We start from the raw sequence: 21,260 nt of genomic DNA on the forward strand, positions 1-21,260 counted from the left end.
CATACGGGCTAGCCGTGATGGGCGTGACCGGTGTTCACTGGTGTGATGAGGGCGATCTGGAAGGGCGCACTGACCTTCGGTCTGGTCAACGTGCCGGTGAAGGTGTACTCGGCGACCGAGGACCACGACGTGTCGCTGCACCAGGTGCACAACAAGGACGGCGGTCGCATCCGCTACCAGCGGGTGTGCGAGATCGACGGCGAGGTCGTGCCCTACCAGGACATCGACAAGGCCTACGACGACGGCGACAAGACCGTCGTGCTCACGAAGGACGACCTGGCGTCGCTCCCGGCTGAGAAGAGCCGCGAGATCGACGTCGTCGAGTTCGTGCCGAGCGAGCAGGTCGACCTGCTGACGCTCGACAAGGCCTACTACCTCGAGCCCGACAGCGCCTCGCCGAAGGCGTATGTCCTGCTGCGCAAGACCCTTGAGCAGACGGATCGCACCGCCATCGTGCGGTTCTCGCTGCGCCAGAAGACGCGCCTCGCAGCGCTGCGCGTGCGCGGCGACGTCCTGGTGCTGCAGACACTGCTGTGGGCCGACGAGGTGCGCGAGGCGGCGTTCCCGGCGCTCGATGAGACGGTGCGCATCTCGGCGAAGGAGCTCGAGCTGTCGGCATCCCTCGTCGAGAGCTTCGCGAGCGACTTCGATCCGTCGGAGTTCACCGACGAGTACCAGGAGGAGCTGCGCATCCTCATCGACGCCAAGCTCGAGAAGGGCGACGCGCTCGACACGTCCGAGACGTTCGGCGACCACGAGGAGGAGGACGCGGGCGGCGAGGTCATCGACCTCATGGAGGCTCTGCGGGCGAGCGTCGAGAAGTCCCGCGCCGCGCGCGCCGGCGGTGGGGCGAAGCCGTCGGCCGACACGTCGGCCGCGAAGAAGCCGGCTGCCGAGAAGTCCGCCGCCAAGCCGGCCGCGAAGAAGGCCGCGGCGAAGAAGCCGGCCGCGAAGTCGACGGCCAAGAAGCCCGCAGCCAAGAAGACCGCGAAAGCCTCCTGACGGCGTCTGGGCGTCTCGGCCGGTCGGCCGGGCTCAGGCCTTGGGCGCTCCGTCGTGGTGCCCGTGCTCGGGACCGCGGTCGAACACGTCGGTGTCGAGCACGAGGGCCTCGGCCTCCTGGTGGTCGGTGACGACGTCCTCGCCGGCGGCGGCCGCCTTCTTGGCTTTGCTGCGCTCGCGGAAGTAGTGCCACAGGGTCACCACGGCGGTGCCGCCGACGGCGACGAGCAGGATCAGGTCGATGTAGTTCTCGACGAAATCGGCGACCGGCGGGATGAACCCGATGAGGTACCCGAACATCGTGAGCCCGAAGCCCCAGATCACCGCACCGATGAAGTTGTAGAGCGTGTACTTCCACTTGTTCATGTGGCCGACGCCGGCGGCGACGGGGGCGAACGTGCGCACGATGGGCACGAAGCGCGCCAGGATGATCGTCAGGCCGCCGAACCGCTCGAAGAACGCGTTCGTGCGCTCGACGTTCTTGACGCTGAAGAGCCCCGACTCCTTCTTCTCGAAGACCGAGGGGCCGCCCTTGTGGCCGATGTAGTAGCCGACTTCACCGCCGACGAACGCCGCGAGCCCGATCAGCAGCGCCACCCACCAGACGCTGATCCCGAACACCCCGTTCGGGGCGTAGTCCTGCGGGTGCGAGAGCAGACCCGCGATCACGAGCAGCGTGTCGCCGGGGAGCAGGAAGCCGACCAGCAGGCCCGTCTCGGCGAAGACGATGAAGCACACCACGACGAGCGCCCAGGGGCCGGCCCATTCGATGATCGCGGCGGGGTCGAGCCAGGGGATGAGGGCGGTGGGGACGGCGTGCACGGTGTGGGGTTCCCGTCGGTCGAAGCGGTCGGCGGCGTTCAGCGGTTCTGCATGTGCGAGGTCGTGCGGAAGGTGGGACTTGAACCCACACGCCCGGAGGCACAGGAACCTAAATCCTGCGTGTCTGCCAATTCCACCACTCCCGCGAGTGGGATCAGTCTACTGAGGAGGCTGGGCTCGGGCTGTGGGGGAGACCGCCGATTCCCCGGTCGGGGTCAGCGCCGGATTCCGAACAGGAAATAGCTCGCCGGACCGATCCAGTTGACGAGGATCGCGGGGATCCAGAGCGCTTTCGGACCCCGCACGCCGCCGGCGTCGCGGTGGGCGAGATCCCAGAACGCGAGGAACGCGAACGCCGCCTGGACGACTCCGACCACGCTGAGCGCGGCCTTCCCGCCGGGGGAGATCTCCTTCTTGGTGCCGCTCATCGGCGCTCCTTCCGCTGTCCCTCCATCTTCCTCCGCCGGTGTGGTCGCCGCACCTGTGGATAACTTCGGGATGTCGCTTTCCGGCCTTGCGAGGATGAAGCTGTGCCTTCGCCCACCGCTCCGCCCACGGCGACCGTCGTCGCCGAACGGGTGCGCGAGCGGCTCCGCGCCGAACGAACGGACCCATCACGCGACCCGGAGTTCGCGGCTCACGTCGCGCGCACCGAGGTCCGCCGCCACAACGACTTCGCCCTGGCGCGTGGATTGGCGCCCGTCGACGACGAATCGGCCTGCGTGCGCGAGGTCCTCGCGGCGGTCGCCGGCTTCGGTCCGCTGCAGCCGTATCTCGACGACCCCGCGGTCGAGGAGCTCTGGATCAACGCTCCCGACCGCATCTTCGTCGCCCGGGGCGGTGTGCCGGAGCGGACTCCGCTGAGCCTGACCGACTCGGCGGTGCGCGACCTCGTCGAGCGGATGCTGCAGTCATCGGGCCGCCGGGTCGACCTCAGCCAGCCGTTCGTCGACGCGTCGCTACCCGACGGGTCGCGCCTGCACGTCGTGATCCCGGACATCACGCGCCGGCACTGGGCGGTGAACGTCCGCAAGTTCCTCCCCGCCTTCCGCGACCTCGATCGGCTGGTCGCCGCGGGATCCCTCGCGCCGGACGGCGCGGGCCTGCTGCGCGCTGCGATGGCGCGTGGGGCGTCCGTGCTCGTCTCCGGAGCCACCCACGCGGGGAAGACCACACTGCTCGGAGCGCTGATCGCCGCCTGTCCGCCCGAGCACCGCATCGTCACGGTGGAGGAGACGTTCGAGCTCTCCGTGGCGGCCGCCGACATCGTCTCTCTGCAGGGGCGTCAGCCGAGCCTGGAGGGCACGGGCGAGGTCACTCTGCGCCGCCTGGTGAAGGAGGCTCTCCGGATGCGGCCCGACCGGCTCGTCGTCGGCGAGGTCCGCGATGCCGAGGCGCTCGATCTGCTTCTCGCTCTGAACACCGGCGTGCCGGGGGCGGCGACGATCCACGCGAACTCTGCGCGCGAGGCGCTCGGCAAGCTCGCGGCGCTGCCGCTGCTCGCCGGGCGCAACATCGACGCCTCGTTCGTGCTGCCGGCGGTGGCCGCATCCGTCGATCTCGTCGTCCACTGCGAGAGGGATGCCGCGGGTCGCCGCCGCGTGGTCGAGATCGTCGAGCCGACCGGCGTCGACGACGGCGTCGTGACCGCGCGCACGCTGTACCGGGGCATGGCATGACCTTCGTGCTCGGCGCCGCGCTCGCCGCGGGGGTCCTCCTCGCCGCGTCGCCGTGGCTCTGGCCCGCCGGCGCCCCCCGCGCGGCCGACGCGTCGCGAGGACGCGTGGCTCGGATGCTCGAGGCGGCGGGCCTCGCCCGCGTGTCGCCGGGCACCGTCGTCGTGATCGCGGTGTGCGCGGCCGTCGTCGCTGCCGCGGTGGCCTGGCTGGTCGCCCAGGTGCCGGCGCTCAGCCTGGTCGCGGCCGCCGCCGGCGGATTCGCGCCGTTCGGCTGGTTGCGCGCCCGGGCGTCGCGCCTGATCCGAGGCCGCCGCGGCCTGTGGCCGGACGTCTGCGACCTGCTCATCGCGTCGGTGCGCGCCGGGATGTCCCTGCCCGACGCGGTCGCGAGCCTCGCCGAGTCGGCGCCGGTGGAGCTGCGGCCCGCGTTCGCCGGCTTCGCGAGGGATGTCGCGGCGTCGGGCCACTTCGACTCGGGTGCGCTGCGGCTGAAGGTCGCGCTCGCCGACCCGGTGGCCGACCGCATCATCGAGACGCTCCGTATGGCGCGGCAGGTCGGCGGCACCGAGCTCACGCCGGTGCTGCGGGCGCTGGCGTCGTCGGTGCGCGCCGACACGGCGCTGCGCGCGGAGGTCGAGTCCCGCCAGTCCTGGATCCGCGGCGCGGCCGTGCTGGGCGTCGCGGCGCCGTGGGTGATCCTGGCGCTCCTGGCCATGAGGCCCGAGGGGGCCGAGGCGTACTCGAGTCCGGAGGGCATCGTGCTGATCCTCGCGGGCGCGGCCGTCTCGTTCGTCGCTTTCCGCGTCATGATCCGGCTCGGCCGGCTGCCTGAGCCGCGGAGATTGTTCGGATGACGGCGTTCCCGGTCGGCGATCTCGCCTTCGCCGTCGTGCTCGGCGCGACCTTCGGTCTCGGCGTCTGCCTGCTGCTCTCACTGGCCCCGCGGTGGGGTGCTCCGAGCCTCGCCCGGCGGATCGCACCCTACATCCGCGACGTCACCGACCCGCGCGGCGTCCATAGCGCCCCGATCGCCTCGGTCCACAGTGCGGCGTTCGCGTGGCAGACGATGCAGCGCCGGTTCGCGCGCGCCGTAGGCGGAGACGACTCGCTCGCACGTCGGCTGCGGCAGGCCGGTTCGACGATGGATGCCGCAGCCTTCCGCGGTCGTCAGCTGGCGTGGTCCCTCGCGGGTCTCGCGGTCGGAGGTGCGTTCGTCGTGGCGCTGGTGCTGCTCGGGCGGGTTCGCCGTCGTCGGCCGCTTCTTCCACCGCTCTGTGCGGTGGGCGCGGCGCTCGCCTGCGACGCGTGGCTCACGCGTGCCGCGCGCGCCCGGGTCGCGCGGGCGCGCGAGGAACTGCCCACCGTGCTGGAGTTCGTGGCGCTGTGCCTTTCCGCGGGCGAGGGCATCCTCGACTCGCTGCGCCGGGTGAGTGACATCGGAGCAGGCGAGCTGACAGCCGAGCTGCGCGGAGTGGTCATCGCGGTCGGCACCGGCTCGCCGCTGCCCGAGGCTCTCGCCCGGCTCTCCGACAGCCTGCAGCTTCCGGCGCTCACCCGGTCGGTGGACCAGCTCATCGCTGCGATCGACCGCGGCGCCCCGCTCGCTCAGGTGCTGCACGCCCAGGCGCTCGATGCCCGCGACGACGCGAAGCGCGACCTCATCGAACGGGCGGGTCGCAAAGAGATCTACATGCTCATCCCCCGCAAGTTCTCCTTTAGGTACTACCGACTCGCCGCGAGTTGAGCCCGGATCGTTACAGAGTTTCGTTTTACGAAATACAGCCGCTCTCCATCTAGTTGCGGTAGCGTGCTCCTATGTCTCCCAACACGTCGTACGAGCACACGCTGCGCGATCTTGCGCTCGCGTCGCCGTTCGACGCGCGAGCATCGATTGGCGACGATGGGCTGACAGACGCTGAACGCGCGGAGCTTTCCGGTCGTCAATCAAGCCGCCGTCCCTCGCTTGCTGGGCGTCAGGAGTTTCAATCCTGGCGTGCTGGCCTCGGTGCCGCTTAGATTCGTCGAGGCCGACGTATCGTCTCGCGGCGAACTTCAGTCTCTCCTTTGTACTAGCGAGCGCGCGACCTACGATCCAGGCCTGAGGCGGAAGGTTCATTCTGCACCCTGGGCGCTGGAAGCTCAGTCGCTCCTGCGCAATCTTCAGCCACCGCTCGGCAGCGGTGAGAGCCTGATCCTGGCGTACGACGAGGTCGGGCTGGCGGCGGCGTGCCACTACGAGTACCTGGCCCCCTCGGATGAGGTTGAGGGAGTGTTCAACATTGCTGAGATCGGGTGCGACGTCCGCTGTCAGGGTCAGGGCGTCGCTTCCGAGCTTCTGGCCCACGTCCTCGATCTGATACAAGAGTCGAACTTCTCTCACGGTACTTCGTGGGGTGTTATCACGCTGATCCACGAAGAGAACCAACCCAGCAAGCAGCTCGCGGCTCGACACGGATTCTCTTGGCGGAGCTACGAAGGACACGGGTACGAGCTCTGGGGACGGCCCTAGGGCTGATCTAGACCAGTCCCCGCCCGCGGTAGTCCTCAGTGCGTGCCACGTACGCCTGACGCCGCGCCCGCTGGTATGGCGTCCACGTCTCAGGCTGGTCGGTGATGTCTTCGCCGTTGCGCATTACGCGCTCCCAATCGGGGTCCGCTCCGGCGCGGAGGTAAGCCAACTCGATCGCTTCGTTGACGTTCGAGTGGAGGTACTCGAAGGCCCGTGCATCGAGGTCTCGGGCGGCACCCTGGCTGCGTGGCACGGTCGGTCCTTTCGCGGCTCGGACCGGCCCCCGAGGGCGTTAATGCTAACGCGCGATGACGAGTACGATCGGCGCGTGAGCAGCGCGCAACGCTAGCCCCAACCGGGGGCCGGCGACAACGAAGGGGACCCCCTATGCGTGGCATGCTCTGCAACCTTCTGTTCCGCCTGTTCGGGCACCGCGTCTGCTGCGGTCGCATCCCGGCCTGGACCGCCCGTGTCGGTCAGCGGTGGGAGACCTACGACCTCGCGCCGTGGAACCTGTACAACGCCGTCTGGCGGGTGCAGCACTGGATCCGGTGCGGGATGACCGACTAGGCGCACGAACGGCGAAGGCCCCGCCTCCCGGACGTGGGGGCGGGGCCTTCGCTGATCTGTGGCGGCTACTGGTTGGCGGGGAACACCATGCCGGTGTTCGTGGCCGGGTTGTAGTCGTGCTTTGCCGGGTCGTAGTACTCAACACCCTCGGGCAGCACGTCCCCCGGCTCCCCGAATGCAGCCCGGTAGTCGTTCGGGCACCCCTCGGTGCCCTCGCACTCGAACCCGTCCGGGTAGATCAGCCAGACGGTGCCGGTCTTCGCCCACTCGGGCAGCTCGGTCAGCGGGGCGTCGGAGAGTCCTGCGTCGTCGGTCGCGGCAGTGGCCGCGGTCGGCTCTTCGGTGGGAGTCGCCGACGCGGGCGACGGTGCGGCGGTGGCGGTCGCGAGCGCCGGGACGACGGCGAAGGCGATGAGGCCCGCGACGACGGCCGCCGCGGTTCCGGTGATGATCTTCGTGGCGAGGCTCATGGGCACGAACGTACTGGGACCCGGTGTCCCAAAGCCAGGGTTGCGTGCGGGTGGCCGACGGACGACGAAGGCCCGTCCGGGCTGGCTGCCAGCTCGGACGGGCCTCGTGGGGCGGCGGCGGGAGGAGGAGGCCCCGCCGCCCGGTCTGGTTACGCGGTGAGGTCTACCTTGACGAAGTCGAAGGGGTTCTTCACGCGGAAGCCGTAGCGGCCCTCGAACATGAACCGGAACGTGTTGTTCTCGGTCTGCTTGTGGCCGTCGAAGACGAGCTGGTCGTCGCCCATCGGGGCGACCTCGGCCTGGGTCCAGTCGGCCGCGACGGCGGTGCCGACAGGCAGGCCGAGCGAGGTCACGACCGGGGCACCGAGGAAGTGCTCGATGTCCTCGCGGCCCTTGAACAGGAACGCGCCCGTTGCGCCGTTCTCGCGGAGTGCCTCGATCGCCTGGAGGTCGAGCGGGTTCAGCGCCCAGCCGGTCAGGCCGCGGCTCTGCGCGAGCAGCTTCCACTTGGCGGCGCGGAGCGTGGTGACGAGGTCAGTGGTGTACGCCTGGCTCTGGATGCCGGACGTGTTCAAGAGGCCGCGGAAGCGGTCGCCCTCGCCGTCGCCGGAGATGACGTCGCGCTCCATCACCACGAGAGTGTCCTCCATCAGCTGCGACTGCAGGATGGCGATCAGGCCCTCGTAGTCCGAGAGGTACCGCCACGGCAGGTACTCGGTCCGGTTCGCGTAGACCCGGAACGTGTCGTTGACGTCGTCGAAGGCGTAGGTCGACGTGGGCTTCTCGGCGAGGTCCGGCACGGCACCGGCGTTGTTCACGCGCGCGATCTGCCGCTGGTAGGAGAACATGTTGCCGTCGCGGCCCCCGCGGCCGACGAAGTCCACGAGGTTGTCGTCGGCGCTCGGAACTCCTGTTCCCCGGCGGGTCGGTTCCAGCACCGGGATGAGGTCGAGGATCGTGCGGGGCTGCGCCTCCGTGAGGACGGTGCTCAGGATCGCGGGGACGCCGACGCTGCCGGAGACGAGCGCCTTCTGGCCGCCGGGTGCGGTCACGGCCAGGGCCTTGAGGTTCTCGCCAACCTTCGCGCCCCAGGACTTGACCCTGGTCGGCTCGCCGTTGACCCCCTCGACGTGACCGGCGGGCATCGCGAACAGGTCGTTGGCGAACGCGGCCTGCTTCTCGGCACGCTCGATCTTGGCCTTGAGGGCACGGACCTCGTTCGCGGTCTGTTCGAGTGCCTTCAGGTCTGCGTCGGTGAAGTCACGGCCCGCTGCCTTGACGCTCTCGTAGAGCGCGTGCCCGCGGTCCTGCAGGGCCTTGAGCTGCTGGTGAAGGTTCATGGGTACTCCTTGGAGTGGATGCCCGGGCCGATCGTCGGCCGTGGGCAGGTGAATGGTCGGAGCGGCACCACAGAGGCGGACCGGTCGACTCACCCGCTCGGCGGGTCTCGTCGTGATCGCGCTGGTGCGCTTGCGCTCGGACGGGCGGACGGACGCGGACGCCTCGCTGACTTGACCTGCCGCGCAGGCCCTCGTCGCTGGCGTCGGGGTTCACCGACGGCCTTCACTCGCCTCGTCCCATCTCGATCGCGGCAACTTGACCCGAAGGCCCTCGTCCCGCGCCCGGTGTTCCGGAGGCGTGCAGAGACCTTAACACGTCCCGCCGACATGCCGCGTCGGTGGGCCGCCCCGAAGGCTTGGGGCGGCCCACCGGGCTCACGCGCGGGGCCGCCGCGTGCGGCCGTGGACCTCCATCCACGCCCGCCGGTCAGCAAGGAGGCGGATCGCAGCCGGGACATCGCCCTCAGCCAGCAGCATCTCGATCTGGTTCAGCTGCCGTCGGCTCACCCTCGCGTTTCGGAGGGTGCGGCGGTGCTGAGCCTCCGCGGCACTGGCTCGCGTTTCAGCCTCGGCGGCGCGGGCCTCGGCCGCGGACGCGCGGGCCTCGGCGTTCGCGGCGCGCGCGTCGCCCTCGGACGCGTGCCGGTACGCCTCGCCCATCCGCTCTCGCAGACCGCCCGCGAACCTCCGCCAGGCGGCGGCGTCGTCATCCCACTTCGGCTGCTCCATCGGTCACCCCCTCGACGCTGGCGGCGAGCATCGCGAGGTTCAGCTCGTCCCGCCAGCCGTCGCCGTGCAGCGCCTCCAGCGCGTGAGCGGCGGTGCCCGCCAGCTCCAACGTCAGGAGCAGGTTCTCGGCGGCGCTCACGCCCCGAAGGGCGTCGAGCAGCGCGCGGCCGTCGCCGTCGGCCACCGCCATGATGAGCCGTCCAGCTATCTCCTTCCGGTCAGCCACGACGCACCCCCTCGGCCTCACGCTCGGCCCGCAGGCGGGCCAGCCTACGGTGGTTCTTCAGGAGGTCGGCGGGCACGCGGCCCTCGGCCTTCTGGCGCGCGTAGCGGTCACGCCGGGCGGCGTTGTCGCGGTCGCGGTACTCCACGTCCGTCTCTTCGGGCCGACGCCTCACCACGAGACACCTGCCTCACGCGCGCGCACGCGCGAGGGGGTACCCCCGCCGGGGAGGGATAAACCACTGCCGGCGGAAGCTCCAGGGGTCGAGACCTTCTGAGACGCAGACGCCCCTACCCCGTGGGCGGGCGGACGGGTGATGATGCGAACCGTGCCGCTGAGGCCCTGCACGACGTAGGCGCTCCAGCCGTCGAGGATGAGCCGGGAGAGGTCCAGGATCACGTCGGCGGTCAGCGGGTGCAGGTCGTAGCGGTAGGTGCCGAGCTTGTCGGTCGGCAGCGCGGTCGCAGTGTCGAGCCAGGCGGCCTCGCTCCCGAGTGCGGCGAGCGTCTCGGCGGGTGAAGTGCTCACTGGGTGGCCTCCCGGTCCTGGCGGTCGAGATGGTCGGCGTAGTCGTGCAGCATGTCGCAGAGCAGCCGCAGGTCGGCGCGCCGGAGGGTCAGGCTGCTGGCGAGAACGCGGCGACCGCCCTTGCGGGCATAGAGACCGACGTGGACGACGCCGAGGCGGGGGTTGAAGGTGAAGCGGCCGGAGTTTCGGCTGAGCTTTGGAGCGGTCATGGTGTGTTCCTCGTGGAGTTGTAGGTGGGTCGGCGGGGTGCCGTGAAGTCGATGACCTCGGGAGCGGGCGTATGGCCGCCTGCGGCGTCAGGAGAGGCCCGATCGCCCGCGGCTACCCGGCGGCCCGGTTCTCGCGCCCTAGGGCCCGCAGCGGACCGGCCGGAGCGGTAAGCGTCCATCGCGCCGTCCTCGCGTATCCCGCAGCCGTGCACGCACCAGCCCGAGGCGGCGTCGAAGGCGTGACCGCGGTCGGCGCGGCGCGGCAGGCATCCGCCGGTCATGCCGCGTCGTCCCGAACCTCGCAGCGGGCGCAGTACCCCGAGACAGGGTCGAAGGAGTGCCCGGTGATGCACGGTGCGGCGGCTTCGCTCATCGTCGCCGGGCGGCGGCCGGCCTCGTACGCCTCGGCGGCTAGCCGGTCCTCACCACATCGTCGGCACCGCTCGCCGTGATTCCAGTCAGGGTGACGGGTGCAGGTGCGGGCGGGCGCGAGCGCGCCCTTCTCTTCTGTTCCGTTCCCTTCCCTTCGGTGCGGGATATCCCGCAAGGTTCCCCGCGAGGTTCCCTGCAGGGTTCCCCGCGAGGTTCCCCGCGGAGTTGCCGCATCCCGGCCGTGCGGGATATCCCGCGAGGTTGCAGCGATCCGCCAGCGCGTGACGCGCCCCACCCGGGGGCTTTCCGCGGGTGCGATCAGGCCGCTGTCGCGGAGCACGTCCAGCGCCGCCCGGACAGTCCGCACGGGCATGTCCACGTCGTACGCGAGCGTCGCCAGTGAGGGCCACGCCTCGGCCCTTTCGTTCGCGTAGGTGCACAGCGCGACGAGCACGCGGACCGCGGCGTGCTCGCCGACTGCCCGGCTGCCGCTCGGGTGCTGGCGCACCGCCCAGAGGACGAAATCTGCAGTCTCCATCAGATCGCCGCCCCGGCGCGCCAGCCCGCCTGCGACAGCAGCATTGAGGCGGTCTGAGCGGTGAGTGGGTCGCTCAGTGCGGCCTCGATGTGGGGAATATCGAATGTGCCGTCGTCGTCGGCGGCCAGCAGCATGACCGCGTACACGAGCTGCTCGTGCGGCCCGAGGCTGGTGAAGCGCTCGCGCTCATTCTTGAGGACCGACAGCGCCCACCGGCGGCGCTCGCGCGACAGGTTGGCACTCACTCGACACCGCCCGCGGCGATGCGGTCCGCGGCCTCGGCGGACCGGCGGACGATGCGCGCGGCGGGCGCGCCGTTGAGAAGGGCCGACAGCTTCGAACGCTGCGCCTCAGTCAGCGGCGGGGCCTCGGCGACCACACGGGCGATGTGCTCTTCGAGGGCGGCGATGCGGGAGGCGCTCACTGGGCACCGCCGATCGGGCTGGTGCGGAGGCTGTTGAGGTCGACGCGGATCAGCCGGGGGCCGATGCGCTCGGCGGCGAGGTCGCCGCGGGTGATCATGCGGCGGATGGTGTCGCGACTGACACCGAGCGCGGCGGCGGCCTGAGCGATGCTGGCCCAGTCGGGCTGCGCGGATACGGAAGAGGTCGGGGCGGACAAGGAAACTCCCAGCGGAAAGGGCAGATGCCCCTCCGCTGGGAGGTGACGGTTAGGGCCGGTCGCAGTGCGCCGACGTGATTACGTTAGCTCACGCGGTGGCATGCCTAGGAGCGCGACGCGCGAATGCGCTGCAGGGTGTCGCTCCGCTTCCGAAGCACCGCGCGCTGCTCCATCAGGTCGTACAGCGCGAACTCGTCACCGATGGGCACATCCTCCGGGCAGGTCGAGCAGCGCAGCCGGTAGGCCATACGCGCGGGAGCCGCCTGCAGCCACTCGCGCGGCTCGACCATGCGTGCGACACCCGCGCCGCGGTCGGTATCGAGCGCCGCCCACACTGACCGCCCACGAAGTTCGAACGACCACGGAGGCTGTCCCGCACCGTCGCTGACGCAGCGGGCGATCATGACCACCGGCCGCGCATCGGCCGGGTGCACGTCGGCCGCGCAGCGGACCGTGACCGTCCAGCCGACCGGGGCCGATGAACGAACCCACGGCATGCGGAGGTCACTGCTCACGCGCGGCCCTCCAACTCGTCGGCGCGGGCGCGCAACCAGGCGGGGTAGGCCTCCCATGCGTCAGCGAGCGCGCGAAGGTCGGAGGCCGACACGTCGCGGTCCACGGTGTGGACGAGCGTCGCGGCGTTCCGTCCGTCGGGCCACCGCAGGGTATGCAGCTCGGCATCCGCGCCGAAAGGCTGCCAGCCAATCACTTCACCGTCGGGGCCGATGCTCCGGTTCGCGTTCATTGGTTGTGTCCTCTCGGTTATGCCCAGGCGATCTGTACGAGCGCGGGGTCGAAGTCCTGTCCGTGGCCGGACGGGAGAATGGTGACGCGCATCAGCGTGGTGAGCACGAGACGGCGCGTCGCGAGGTTGAGGGACGCCCACCGTTCGGCCGCGTCCGGCCCGGCGAGGTCGGTAGGCACGGCCGACGGCAGAGACCGCGCCAGGGCCGTCGCCTGTGCATCGCGATCGGCGCGCAACTGAGCAGTGATCCGGGTGAGCTGGTCGAGTTCGAGCGCACCCACCGCATAAGCGTCTGCCGCACTGCTGAGCCGAGCGTCAATCGCCCCGATTGCGTCGCGCGCTGCGGCGGCCGCGCCGTCGTCGCCGTCGGTGATGAGGTCGAACGCGTCGGGCCGCTCCAGGCGGCGCAGCAGGACCCCCTCCACGTATCCGTCAACGTCGCTCTGCTTTCGCCGCACGCCGTGGCAGGCAGGGCACCCGTACGCGGGTGGCTGACGCTTGGTGCCGCCCGACTTCGTGGTCGCCAGGCGTCCGGACAGGCGGCGCATACGGCCACCGCATTTTCCGCACTCAGCGAGCCCGCTGAGCAGGTGCTGGGCCGGGCGTCCGACTCCCGCGACGGTTCGCGCGGGGTCACTGAAGAGCGCCATCAGGCGATCGTGGGTGTCACGGTCGAGGATTGCCGGGTGCAGCTCAGTGTCGAAGCTGCCCACCACCTTGCCGCGGTGTGTCCGAAGCCCAGCAAGCGACGGTCGCATGATGAGCTGCCGGAGCGTGACTCCCTGCCAAGGCGCGCCAGCGGGGGAGGGAACGGCTCGCGCTTCGAGGTCGGTGGCAATCTTTCGGAGTGACTCGGAGGCCAGGAGTCGACCGGCCGCCTCGCGGATCACGGCGGCCTCCGCCTCTTCGATGACATCGCGGCCGTCGACGCGGCGGTAGCCGTATCCGGGCCGAACGGTGGGCATGCCCTTTGCGGCCCGCTGGTCGTTCGCAGCGAGCTGGCGCAGGCCCTTCTGCTCCGTCTCGAAGGTCGACCACGCCGCAACCGTGCGTGCCACGGCACGACCGGCGGGCGTAGCGAGGTCGAGGGTGCCCTGGGTGACCATGTGGACCGGGATGTTGAGCGCGATGACCTTCTCCAGATCCGCGGACAGCCGGAGGAGTCGGTCCTGCGCCCACGTGACGATCGCGCCGGGGCGGTCGGCGAGCATGCGCTCGAAGTCCGGCCGCTGCTCTCCCGAGGTGGCACTGATGTCGTTGTCGATGTAGACGCGGCTGACATCCAGACCAAGGCGATCGGCGAGCTGGCGGCATTCTGCCTCCTGGCGCTCGACCCCGGCACCTTCACCGGTGCGGTCAAGGCTGATGCGCGCGTAGATCACGGCGGGGCGGTGTCTCATGCAAAACAATCTAAAGGAGAATCTCTAGCCGCTCGTGTTCCTCATCCTCCCGCTGAGCGTCCTGTTCGCAGTGTTCCCGGGAGTCTTCATGCTTCGGCTCGGCATCGGCTGACGTCGACGACCCAAGGAGAGAAATGATCCGTCACCACTCGCAGCGAGTGATCGCGCTCCTGCGCGGCGCCCTGCAGGACCTCGCCGACGACGAACGGGGCGACGTGCCCGGCTGGGTGCTCATCACGCTCATGACCGCCGGACTGGTCGTCGTGATCTGGGCGCTCGCCGGTCCGGCGCTGGCCAGCCTGTTCGAGCAGGCCATCTCGCGCGTCTCCGGCTTCTGAGTCGTGGCATGCCTGCCCGCGCGCGCGGCGGCCGCTCGCCTCGCGGGCGCCGCCCGAGACGCTGCGCGGGGCGATGACGGCTCGAGCCCTGTGGAGTTCGTGCTCGTCGGATCGCTCCTGACCGTCCTCACGCTCGCCGTCCTGCAATTCGGGCTCACCGTGTACGTGCGCAACGTCGTGCACGACGCCGCGGTCGAGGGGGCGTTCCATGCCGCGCTCGCCGACACCTCGCTCGAGGACGGCGCCCGGCGCACGCGCGAGATCGTGTCGCGCACCGTGGGGGAGGACTACGCCGCCGAGGTCGCCGTGCGCGAGACCGCCGGGGCGGGGCATCCGATGGTCGAGGTCACCGTCGAGGCGGTGCTCCCTCTCGTGGGGCTCCTGGGCGCACCGCGCACGATGGAGGTGACCGCGCGTGCACCGATGGAGTCCTTCGACTGACGACGCCGACGCCGTCGCCCCGACCGACGAGACGTCGACGTTCGCCGACGACCGCGGGTCGGCGGCGCTCGAGTTCATCGTTGTCGGGCTGCTGCTCCTCGTGCCGATCGTCTACCTGATCGTCGCCCTGGGCCTGATCCAGGGTCAGTCGCTGGGTGCCGAGGCGGGCGCGCGTCACATCGCACGCGCGGTGTCGACGGCGACGGGCGCCGCCGCCGCGTCCGAGCGCGCCGACGCCGTGCTCGACGCGGTGGTGGACGAGTACGCGCTCGACCCCGAATCGGTCTCGCTGTCGCTCGCGTGCCGGCCCGCCGGTGCGTGTCCGCGTGCCGGGGCGACTCTCGTCGTCACCCTGCGAACGCGCGTCGCCTTGCCGCTCGTACCGCCCGTGCTCGGGCTCGAGAGGCTGGCGAGCATCCCCGTCGAGGCTTCCGCGGCGCAGAAGGTCTCGCGATTCTGGGGCGACGGATGATGCGCCGCGGGAAGTCGTCGCGGCCGATGCGCGCCCGGCCGGTCCCGCCGCGCGATGCCGACGACGAGGGCAGCGTCCTCCTCCTGACCCTCGGCTACGGCGCACTCGCCCTCGTCGCCGTGCTCGTGTGCGCGGATGCCACGAGCCTCTATCTCGCCCAGAAGCGGCTGGATTCGCTGGCGGATGCCGCGGCCCTCGCTGCCGCGGACGGCTTCGAGCTCTCGGTCGAGAACGGCGAGCCGGTCGCGCTGCTGACCGCGGACGGCGTGCGCGACCAGGCGCAGGCGATGGTGGACGAGGTCGGGGGAGCGGCCAGCCTCGTCTCGGCCGGCACGCCGGACGGCGTGTCCGCTCGCGTCACCGTCGCCGGCACCTGGCATCCGCCCGTCCTCACCCTCTTCGTGCCCGACGGCGTGGCCCTCGAGGCCACCGCGACGAGCCGCACCGCTCTGCGCTGACCCGGACGGCCGGTCGGGTCAGCCGCGCACGACGCCCGCCGTGGTCTCGAGGTCGGGCGCATCCATCGGTCCGCACGGGACAGGGCCCCACCCGCCGAAGCGGATGGGGCCCTGTCTGCGACCTGAGGTCAGGCATCCCTCAGGTCAGTCGCGACCGCCCTTGGCGGCCGTCGCCTCGAACGCCTTGGTGATCTCCTGCGAGAAGGTGTTGCCCGCGGCATCCTTCGCCGTCACTCGGAGGTCGACCCAGCCGCCCTTGTCGGATACGGGGATCTCCGCCGAGTAGGCGCTGACCCACGCACGCGACTTCACGAAGATGTCGAACTCGTCCTCCTGCGGGACGGCGCCGGTCGGGGCATCCGTCTTCGCGTTCTTGAGCGAGACCTTCTTCCACGACCCTCCCGCGGTGCGGTACTCGAGCGTGGCGCTCGTGACCTCGGCCGACGGCACGGTGCCCGCGACGTGGCCGACCTCGAGGCCGAGCTCGATGGTCGAGCCCTTGCGGCGCCCGTCACCGACCATGTTGTCCTCGTTGACGTCGACGTCGTAGTACGCCTGGAGCATCGGCAGCAGACGCGCCGACCAGTCGCCGTCCTTGCCCGCGGAGCGGAACGTCCACTCGCTGACCGTCTTGGTCGACCCCTTCAGGTGCGAGCCGTCGTGGGTCGCGGTGCTGACGACGCGCCACTCCTGCTCGCCGTCCGGGAGCGGCCACAGGTTCGCGCCCTGGTGCTCGGCCTGCTTCACGAGCTCGCCGTCGATGTAGACGTCTGTCGTCTGCTTGACGGTCGAGGGCTCGATCCACGTGTCGAACGTGCCGGTGTGCCACGAGCTTCCGCCGTCGGCCCAGCTCGGGACGTTGATCTGGGCGGACGCCGACTGGCGGTAGGGGACCCAGAAGCCGGTCCCCACATAGGGGCGCACGATGCCGCCGAAGTACTCCTCGGCGGAGCGCTCGCCGGCGGGGTAGGACCGGGTGTGGTCGCGCATCTCCCACATGACGGAATCCACGCTGACCCACTTGTTCCACTGGACGCCGGGCGCGGTGTTGACGTACTCGGCGCGATCCATGCCGCGCTGGCCGATCATCGGGAACCCGATACCCTTGTCGCGGCTGGGCACGTAGTCGTAGCGGAACTCGGCGAGCTCCTCCTCCTGACCGTGGTATCGCACGTCGATGCGGTGCAGCTTCGTGGGCGCGTACGCCAGGTTCGCGGGGATCTCGCCGTCGGCGTAGCGGACGATGTCGTACGAGACGTCGGTGTAGTGGTTGCCCTCGACGGTCACCGACACCTTCTTCTTCGCCATCTCCTTCAGGAGTGCCCGGCCTTCGACGCCGCTGATGGCCACGACCGGGATCGACACGCCGTGCTCGTAATCCTCCGAGCCCACCCATTCGCTGAGCTCGCCGTCGGCGTCGTTCGCCACGATGAGCGCCTTGGCTCCGGCCGCGACCGCGTTGGCGGTGCGCTGCGAAGCGGACACCTCGTCGGAGCGTGTGACGACGGCGATCTTGCCCTCGACGCCCGCGGCGGCGAACTCCTCGACGCTGCCCTTGCCGGCGTTCACGGCCGTCTTCTCGATGGCGCCCTCGAACAGTGCGCCGCCGATCTGGGGGATGACGTCGAGCTGGGTCTTCCCGGCCTTGACGGCGATGATCGGCTCCCACAGACGCCAGCGCGTCGTGAAGTCGAAGTCGGCGTCGGTGACCTTCATCGGCTGCGCCCACATCTCGTCGGTCTTGACGGGCATCATGGCGCTGCCGATGAAGCCGTCGGCCGAGAAGTCCATGCGGCGGTGAATGTCTTCGAGACCCTTCTTCCCGACGTCGAGCGTGACCTTCTTCGCCTTCCGGGCGTCGAAGGCGACCGACGTGTTCTCGGTCAGGCTCACCTTCGGGTCACCGACCAGCACGCTGGCGATCGTGTCGGGCGTGCGGTTCAGCTCCATGAAGGACATCACCGAGTAGTCGCCCTTCGCCAGCCGCAGCGTCGTCTCGCCGTCGATGGGGATCATGTCGCCGAACTGGTCGGCGAAGCTGTACAGCATCGCGTACGAGGTGGCGGGCTTGCCCTCGAAGTCGGTGGCGGTGATCGTCAGGTCGTAGCGCTCGCTCTCGGCGATGGTGCCGAGCGCGGTGCGGGTGACGGCCTCGCCGTCGACCGAGCCGATGAGCGCGCCCGACAGCTGGGTGCCGGCGGGGACCTTCGACGGGTCGACGGTCATGGTCGCAGACGCCGTGCCGCCCGCGGGGATGGTGAGCGTGTCGGTGTCGAGCGTGAGGGCGTCGAATGCGATCCCGGCCGACAACGGACCGGGGCCGGCCTCGCCGCCAGGCGTGGTGTCGGCGAGGTTCGCCTCGAGGGAGACGACGATCTCGGCGTCGGTGCGGTTGGTGTACTCGACGGTGCGCTCGACGAGTTCGGGCTCCTCGCCCCACGCGAGCATGCCGAAGTCGCCGGAGCCGGACGCCAAGAGGGGGGCGTTGAGCGCCGCGTCGATGTCGATCACGCCGGTGCCGCCCGCGTACGGCGTGAAGCCGAAGTCGCGGGAGGTGCTCGCGAGCGCGGCCTTCAGCTGCGCCGTGGAGTAGTCGGGGTGGGCGCCGAGGATGATCGCCGCCGCGCCGGCGACGTGCGGCGTCGCCATCGAGGTGCCGCTCATCGAGACGTACGCTCCTTCACCGCCGCTGTCGGCCGAGCGCGCCGCCGTGACGTCGTTGCCCGGGCCGGACACGTTCGGCTTCAGCGCGCCGGAGCGCGAGAGGGGTCCCTGGCTCGAGAAGTACGACATCGTGCCGGACGGGTCGTCGACGGAGCCGACGGTGAACGCCTGCTCTGCCGAGCCGGGGGCGCCGATGGTCTCCGGTGCGCCGTTGTTGCCGGCGGCCACCACGAACAACGCGCCGGTCTCTTCGGCGATCTGGTTGAGGGACTCGGCCATGAGGTCCTTGCCGTCCGAGGCCCCCATCGAGCCGAGGCTCATGGAGACGATCGGCGCGTTCTGACCGGCCCACTCCATCGCCTCGATGATCCAGGAGTCCTGGCCGTAGCCGTCGGCGCCGAGCACCTTGCCCACGAGCAGGTCGGCGCCGTCGGCGACACCGCGGTGCGTGCCGTCGCTCGCGGCACCGGTGCCCGCGATCGTGGACGCGACGTGGGTGCCGTGACCGTTCGGGTCGGCGGCGACCTCCTCGCCCGGGACGAAGCTCTTCGACGAGTCGAGGACGCGCCCCGCGAGGTCGGGGTGGGTGTCGTCGTAGCCGGTGTCGAGGACGGCGACGGTGACGCCCTCACCCGTGTAGCCGTCAGCCCATGCCGCGGGGGCGCCGACGAACGGCACGCTCGAGTCCAGCGTGGCCTTCACCTTGCCGTCGAGGTGGATCGCCGCGATGCCGCCGGCGAGGGCCGGGCCTGCCGAGAACGCGCGCGCCGTGGGCTCGGTCAGCGCCGCCCACGCGGCCGCGCTCTCGGAGTGGTCGAGCGTGGCGGCCGCGCCGCCGATGCTCGCGAGCTCCGTCTGGACTTCGAGTCCCGGCGCGGGAGCGGCGTACGTGCGTGCAGCCGCCGCGTCCTGCTCGACGATGATCGGTGTTGCGTCGACGGACGCGTCGTCGTAGCCGAACTCGATGAGCTTCGACACGTTGAAGAGATCCTGGTCGAGCGCGCCGGCTGCCAGGTAGGGGAGCGCGACCTCGGGGATCACGTGAAGTTCTCCGCCGGCCTCGTATGTCTGCACGCCGGCGCCGTCGACGGCAGTGTCGACGTCGACGGCCTGCTTGCCGTCGCCGAGGTCGGTCACGGTCACGCGATCGCCGGTGATCAGCGTGACGGTGGAGGAGCTGCCGACGACCGCGTCGGGGGTGGGGGGACCGTCGACATCGGGGGTCGCGGTCGCCGGCAGAGTCGTGAGGCCGATGCCTGCGATGCCGATCGCCAGACCGCTTGTGGCGGCGACGATCGGACGCAGGCGGCGGCCGATGCGGGGAGGTGTGGACATGCGTGTGCCTCTCGGGGGTAGGGGATCCGTATCGAAGTTCTCATGCGGGCCCGCTTAGAGTGGTGGCGGGAAAATGCCATGGCCACCATCCGCCAGGCCCGGCGGGCGACGATGGGTGGCATGGGGAAGGTCACCGTGCTCGACGCTCTCGGACTCGACGAGGCGCACACCGCCGTCTACCGGTGCGTGCTGCAGCAGTCGTCCGCGTCCGTCGTCGAGGTCGCCGAGGCGCTCGGCATGTCACCGCCGCGCGTGCGTCCGATCGTCGCCGAGCTCGAACGGCTCGGCCTGCTCGCCCGTCAGGGCGGCAGTCGTGACCGCTTCGTGGCCTCCCCGCCCTCGATGGCGCTGCGTCCGCTCCTGCTCGAGCGCGAGCGCGGGCTCAGCCGCGCCCAGGAGGCGCTCACCGAGCTGAGCGACCTCTACCGGCGATCGGCGGAGCAGCGGAGCGTCGCCGACGTCGTCGACGTCGTGATCGGCGACGACGCGGTGCGCCAGCGGGTCGCGCAGCTGCAGGCCGCATCGACCGAGCAGGTGCGGGTCCTCGTGCTGCACGAGGTGGCGCTGCTCAGCGGCGAGGAGAACATCGAGGAGGACCGTGCGCTGGCGCGAGGTGTGCAGTACCGGGTCATCGTCGAGAGCGCCGTCCTCGAGCGGCCCGGCTTCCTCACCGCCGCCCGCGAGATGGCCCTGATCGGCGAAGAGATCCGGGTGCTCCCGACCCTCCCGACACGCATGTTCATCGCCGACGACCAGATGGCGCTCGTGCCGATGCGCTCGCAGACCGAGGACCAGGGCTTCGGCGCGCTCCTCATCCACCCCAGCGGGCTGCTCGATCTCGTCATCTCGATCTTCGAGGAGTACTGGCGCGCCGCCGCGCGATTCCTGCCGGTGGCGGAGGTGCCCACCACCGAGGACGTGGACGGCGACCTGCTCCGGCTCCTCCTTCTCGGGGTGACGGATGCCGCGGCCGCCACGCAGCTGGGCATCTCACTGCGCACCGTCCAGCGTCGCGTGGCCGAGCTCATGGAGATCGCCGGGGTGACGACCCGCATGCAGCTCGGCGCGGAGGCGGTCCGGAGGTCGTGGGTCTGATCCTGGGTCACCCCGCGCCGATGAGGGCTATCGGCTGTGCGTGGGCTCGGGCTGCGGCATCCCGCCGACACGGACGGCCAGCGCGACGGCCTCGACCCGCGAGTGCACGCCGAGCCTGCCGAGCAGGTTCTGCATGTGTGCGCCGACGGTCTTGATGCTGATGCCGAGCGCCGTGGCCACCTGCTTCTGGGTGAGTCCCTCGGTGGTGAGCGCCAGCACCTGTCGCTCGCGGTCGGTGAGCACCGCAAGCCGGCGGAGATCGGCCGTCGCCGACGTGGCCGCCGCGGTCGGTCTCCGCGTGCGCTCGACGAGCCGTCTGACGCGCGCGAGGAACTCCTCGGCGTCCATGCTCTCGGCGGCGTAGTCGTCGGCACCGACGAGAAGCCCCGCGACGACATCGGCCGGCGTCGTGCGGACGGCCGACACGAGCACCACCGGGACGTCGGGCCCGTATCTGTCGCGCAGTTCGCGCAGGAGACTGCATCCGCCGTCCTCGACCTCGAGGATCGAGACCGCCGGCGCGCTCCCGTTCAGCGAGGCGACGGCATCCGTCGTGCTGGCGAACGCCTGCGCGCCGAGACCCAGCCTCGCCAGCTGGCGCACATAGTCGGCCCGTACGTGGTCTCCCGCCACCACGAGCCCATACGACTCATCCATATTCGATGCCCACGTTCCCCCGTCCTGCCGTGCTCACGCCCGG

General features: G+C 70.6%; 30 protein-coding genes and 1 tRNA gene. 11 read left to right on the top strand and 20 right to left on the bottom strand.

What is annotated here, in order from left to right:
• Positions 1–45 precede the first annotated feature (45 nt).
• On the top strand, positions 46–1,002 hold the full coding sequence (gene ku / locus OB08_RS15045) for a non-homologous end joining protein Ku (RefSeq protein WP_461476121.1): 957 nt from the start codon (positions 46–48) through the stop codon (positions 1,000–1,002).
• 33 nt (positions 1,003–1,035) lie between these two features.
• Here the strand turns inward: ku and OB08_RS15050 are convergent, their stop codons facing one another.
• The 3 genes from OB08_RS15050 to OB08_RS15060 all read right to left on the bottom strand — a co-directional run bounded on the left by OB08_RS15050 (position 1,036) and on the right by OB08_RS15060 (position 2,252).
• Positions 1,036–1,824 carry a DedA family protein gene (locus OB08_RS15050; RefSeq protein ID WP_461476123.1) on the bottom strand — a complete coding sequence of 263 codons (789 nt, stop codon included), beginning with the start codon at positions 1,822–1,824 and terminating at the stop codon, positions 1,036–1,038.
• Between the two features lie 64 nt (positions 1,825–1,888).
• A tRNA-Leu gene (locus tag OB08_RS15055) sits at positions 1,889–1,970 on the bottom strand.
• A gap of 69 nt (positions 1,971–2,039) precedes the next feature.
• The gene (locus OB08_RS15060; RefSeq protein ID WP_461476125.1) at positions 2,040–2,252 is read right to left on the bottom strand and encodes a PLDc N-terminal domain-containing protein; all 213 of its coding nucleotides are present in this window, start codon (positions 2,250–2,252) and stop codon (positions 2,040–2,042) included.
• 102 nt (positions 2,253–2,354) lie between these two features.
• Here OB08_RS15060 and OB08_RS15065 point away from each other — a divergent pair, with 102 nt between their 5' ends.
• The 4 genes from OB08_RS15065 (at position 2,355) to OB08_RS15080 (ending at position 6,012) form a co-directional block, all read left to right on the top strand.
• Positions 2,355–3,503: a CpaF family protein gene (locus OB08_RS15065; protein ID WP_461476127.1), complete on the top strand. Its 1,149-nt coding sequence runs from the start codon at positions 2,355–2,357 to the stop codon at positions 3,501–3,503.
• Complete coding sequence (locus OB08_RS15070) at positions 3,500–4,357, top strand: type II secretion system F family protein (protein ID WP_461476129.1); 858 nt, start codon at positions 3,500–3,502, stop codon at positions 4,355–4,357. The genes OB08_RS15065 and OB08_RS15070 overlap by 4 nt, the downstream gene beginning before the upstream one ends.
• Positions 4,354–5,247, top strand: a complete 894-nt coding sequence (locus OB08_RS15075; protein WP_461476131.1) for a type II secretion system F family protein — start codon at positions 4,354–4,356, stop codon at positions 5,245–5,247. Before OB08_RS15070 ends, OB08_RS15075 begins: the two co-directional genes overlap by 4 nt.
• Positions 5,248–5,496: 249 nt before the next feature.
• On the top strand, positions 5,497–6,012 hold the full coding sequence (locus OB08_RS15080) for a GNAT family N-acetyltransferase (protein WP_461476133.1): 516 nt from the start codon (positions 5,497–5,499) through the stop codon (positions 6,010–6,012).
• Between the two features lie 7 nt (positions 6,013–6,019).
• On the opposite strand, the gene OB08_RS15085 is transcribed toward OB08_RS15080, so the two are convergent.
• The gene (locus OB08_RS15085; protein ID WP_461476135.1) at positions 6,020–6,265 is read right to left on the bottom strand and encodes a hypothetical protein; all 246 of its coding nucleotides are present in this window, start codon (positions 6,263–6,265) and stop codon (positions 6,020–6,022) included.
• Between the two features lie 134 nt (positions 6,266–6,399).
• Here OB08_RS15085 and OB08_RS15090 point away from each other — a divergent pair, with 134 nt between their 5' ends.
• Entirely contained in the window at positions 6,400–6,582 is a 183-nt protein-coding gene (locus OB08_RS15090) for a hypothetical protein (RefSeq protein ID WP_461476137.1), read from the top strand.
• A gap of 65 nt (positions 6,583–6,647) precedes the next feature.
• On the opposite strand, the gene OB08_RS15095 is transcribed toward OB08_RS15090, so the two are convergent.
• The 14 genes from OB08_RS15095 to OB08_RS15160 form a co-directional block, all read right to left on the bottom strand.
• Positions 6,648–7,052, bottom strand: coding sequence for a hypothetical protein (locus tag OB08_RS15095; RefSeq protein ID WP_461476139.1), 405 nt, complete (start codon positions 7,050–7,052; stop codon positions 6,648–6,650).
• Between the two features lie 149 nt (positions 7,053–7,201).
• A complete protein-coding gene (locus tag OB08_RS15100) occupies positions 7,202–8,392 on the bottom strand; it encodes a phage major capsid protein (RefSeq protein WP_461476141.1) in 1,191 nt (396 codons plus the stop codon).
• A gap of 375 nt (positions 8,393–8,767) precedes the next feature.
• Complete coding sequence (locus tag OB08_RS15105) at positions 8,768–9,121, bottom strand: hypothetical protein (protein WP_461476143.1); 354 nt, start codon at positions 9,119–9,121, stop codon at positions 8,768–8,770.
• Positions 9,099–9,347, bottom strand: coding sequence for a hypothetical protein (locus tag OB08_RS15110; protein ID WP_461476144.1), 249 nt, complete (start codon positions 9,345–9,347; stop codon positions 9,099–9,101). The genes OB08_RS15105 and OB08_RS15110 overlap by 23 nt, the downstream gene beginning before the upstream one ends.
• On the bottom strand, positions 9,340–9,492 hold the full coding sequence (locus OB08_RS15115; protein WP_461476146.1) for a hypothetical protein: 153 nt from the start codon (positions 9,490–9,492) through the stop codon (positions 9,340–9,342). The genes OB08_RS15110 and OB08_RS15115 overlap by 8 nt, the downstream gene beginning before the upstream one ends.
• 23 nt (positions 9,493–9,515) lie before the next feature.
• A complete protein-coding gene (locus tag OB08_RS15120) occupies positions 9,516–9,872 on the bottom strand; it encodes a hypothetical protein (RefSeq protein ID WP_461476148.1) in 357 nt (118 codons plus the stop codon).
• Entirely contained in the window at positions 9,869–10,081 is a 213-nt protein-coding gene (locus OB08_RS15125) for a hypothetical protein (protein ID WP_461476150.1), read from the bottom strand. The genes OB08_RS15120 and OB08_RS15125 overlap by 4 nt, the downstream gene beginning before the upstream one ends.
• A 277-nt stretch (positions 10,082–10,358) precedes the next feature.
• Positions 10,359–10,991 (bottom strand): helix-turn-helix domain-containing protein, encoded by a 633-nt coding sequence (locus OB08_RS15130; protein WP_461476152.1) that lies wholly within the window; start codon positions 10,989–10,991, stop codon positions 10,359–10,361.
• Positions 10,991–11,236 carry a hypothetical protein gene (locus OB08_RS15135; RefSeq protein ID WP_461476153.1) on the bottom strand — a complete coding sequence of 82 codons (246 nt, stop codon included), beginning with the start codon at positions 11,234–11,236 and terminating at the stop codon, positions 10,991–10,993. The genes OB08_RS15130 and OB08_RS15135 overlap by 1 nt, the downstream gene beginning before the upstream one ends.
• Complete coding sequence (locus OB08_RS15140) at positions 11,233–11,415, bottom strand: hypothetical protein (RefSeq protein WP_461476155.1); 183 nt, start codon at positions 11,413–11,415, stop codon at positions 11,233–11,235. Before OB08_RS15140 ends, OB08_RS15135 begins: the two co-directional genes overlap by 4 nt.
• Positions 11,412–11,612 carry an excisionase family DNA-binding protein gene (locus OB08_RS15145; RefSeq protein WP_461476157.1) on the bottom strand — a complete coding sequence of 67 codons (201 nt, stop codon included), beginning with the start codon at positions 11,610–11,612 and terminating at the stop codon, positions 11,412–11,414. The genes OB08_RS15140 and OB08_RS15145 overlap by 4 nt, the downstream gene beginning before the upstream one ends.
• A 104-nt stretch (positions 11,613–11,716) precedes the next feature.
• Positions 11,717–12,127 (bottom strand): hypothetical protein, encoded by a 411-nt coding sequence (locus tag OB08_RS15150; RefSeq protein ID WP_461476159.1) that lies wholly within the window; start codon positions 12,125–12,127, stop codon positions 11,717–11,719.
• Positions 12,124–12,357, bottom strand: a complete 234-nt coding sequence (locus OB08_RS15155; protein WP_461476161.1) for a hypothetical protein — start codon at positions 12,355–12,357, stop codon at positions 12,124–12,126. The genes OB08_RS15150 and OB08_RS15155 overlap by 4 nt, the downstream gene beginning before the upstream one ends.
• A gap of 17 nt (positions 12,358–12,374) precedes the next feature.
• Entirely contained in the window at positions 12,375–13,757 is a 1,383-nt protein-coding gene (locus tag OB08_RS15160) for a recombinase family protein (RefSeq protein ID WP_461476163.1), read from the bottom strand.
• Between the two features lie 134 nt (positions 13,758–13,891).
• Between OB08_RS15160 and OB08_RS15165 the strand changes: the two genes are divergently transcribed.
• From OB08_RS15165 to OB08_RS15180, 4 genes are all read left to right on the top strand, one after another.
• Complete coding sequence (locus OB08_RS15165; protein ID WP_461476165.1) at positions 13,892–14,095, top strand: hypothetical protein; 204 nt, start codon at positions 13,892–13,894, stop codon at positions 14,093–14,095.
• A gap of 90 nt (positions 14,096–14,185) precedes the next feature.
• A complete protein-coding gene (locus tag OB08_RS15170; protein WP_461476167.1) occupies positions 14,186–14,536 on the top strand; it encodes a TadE/TadG family type IV pilus assembly protein in 351 nt (116 codons plus the stop codon).
• Positions 14,511–15,008 carry a TadE family protein gene (locus OB08_RS15175; protein ID WP_461476169.1) on the top strand — a complete coding sequence of 166 codons (498 nt, stop codon included), beginning with the start codon at positions 14,511–14,513 and terminating at the stop codon, positions 15,006–15,008. The genes OB08_RS15170 and OB08_RS15175 overlap by 26 nt, the downstream gene beginning before the upstream one ends.
• Before the next feature lie 26 nt (positions 15,009–15,034).
• A complete protein-coding gene (locus OB08_RS15180) occupies positions 15,035–15,466 on the top strand; it encodes a pilus assembly protein TadG-related protein (protein WP_461476171.1) in 432 nt (143 codons plus the stop codon).
• 144 nt (positions 15,467–15,610) lie between these two features.
• On the opposite strand, the gene OB08_RS15185 is transcribed toward OB08_RS15180, so the two are convergent.
• A complete protein-coding gene (locus OB08_RS15185) occupies positions 15,611–19,465 on the bottom strand; it encodes a S8 family peptidase (RefSeq protein ID WP_461476173.1) in 3,855 nt (1,284 codons plus the stop codon).
• 78 nt (positions 19,466–19,543) lie between these two features.
• Between OB08_RS15185 and OB08_RS15190 the strand changes: the two genes are divergently transcribed.
• A complete protein-coding gene (locus OB08_RS15190) occupies positions 19,544–20,560 on the top strand; it encodes a winged helix-turn-helix transcriptional regulator (protein WP_461476175.1) in 1,017 nt (338 codons plus the stop codon).
• Positions 20,561–20,587: 27 nt separating this feature from the next.
• Here the strand turns inward: OB08_RS15190 and OB08_RS15195 are convergent, their stop codons facing one another.
• A complete protein-coding gene (locus OB08_RS15195; protein ID WP_461476177.1) occupies positions 20,588–21,217 on the bottom strand; it encodes a response regulator transcription factor in 630 nt (209 codons plus the stop codon).
• Positions 21,218–21,260 lie beyond the last annotated feature (43 nt).

The organism is Microbacterium sp. HJ5, assembly GCF_054824025.1.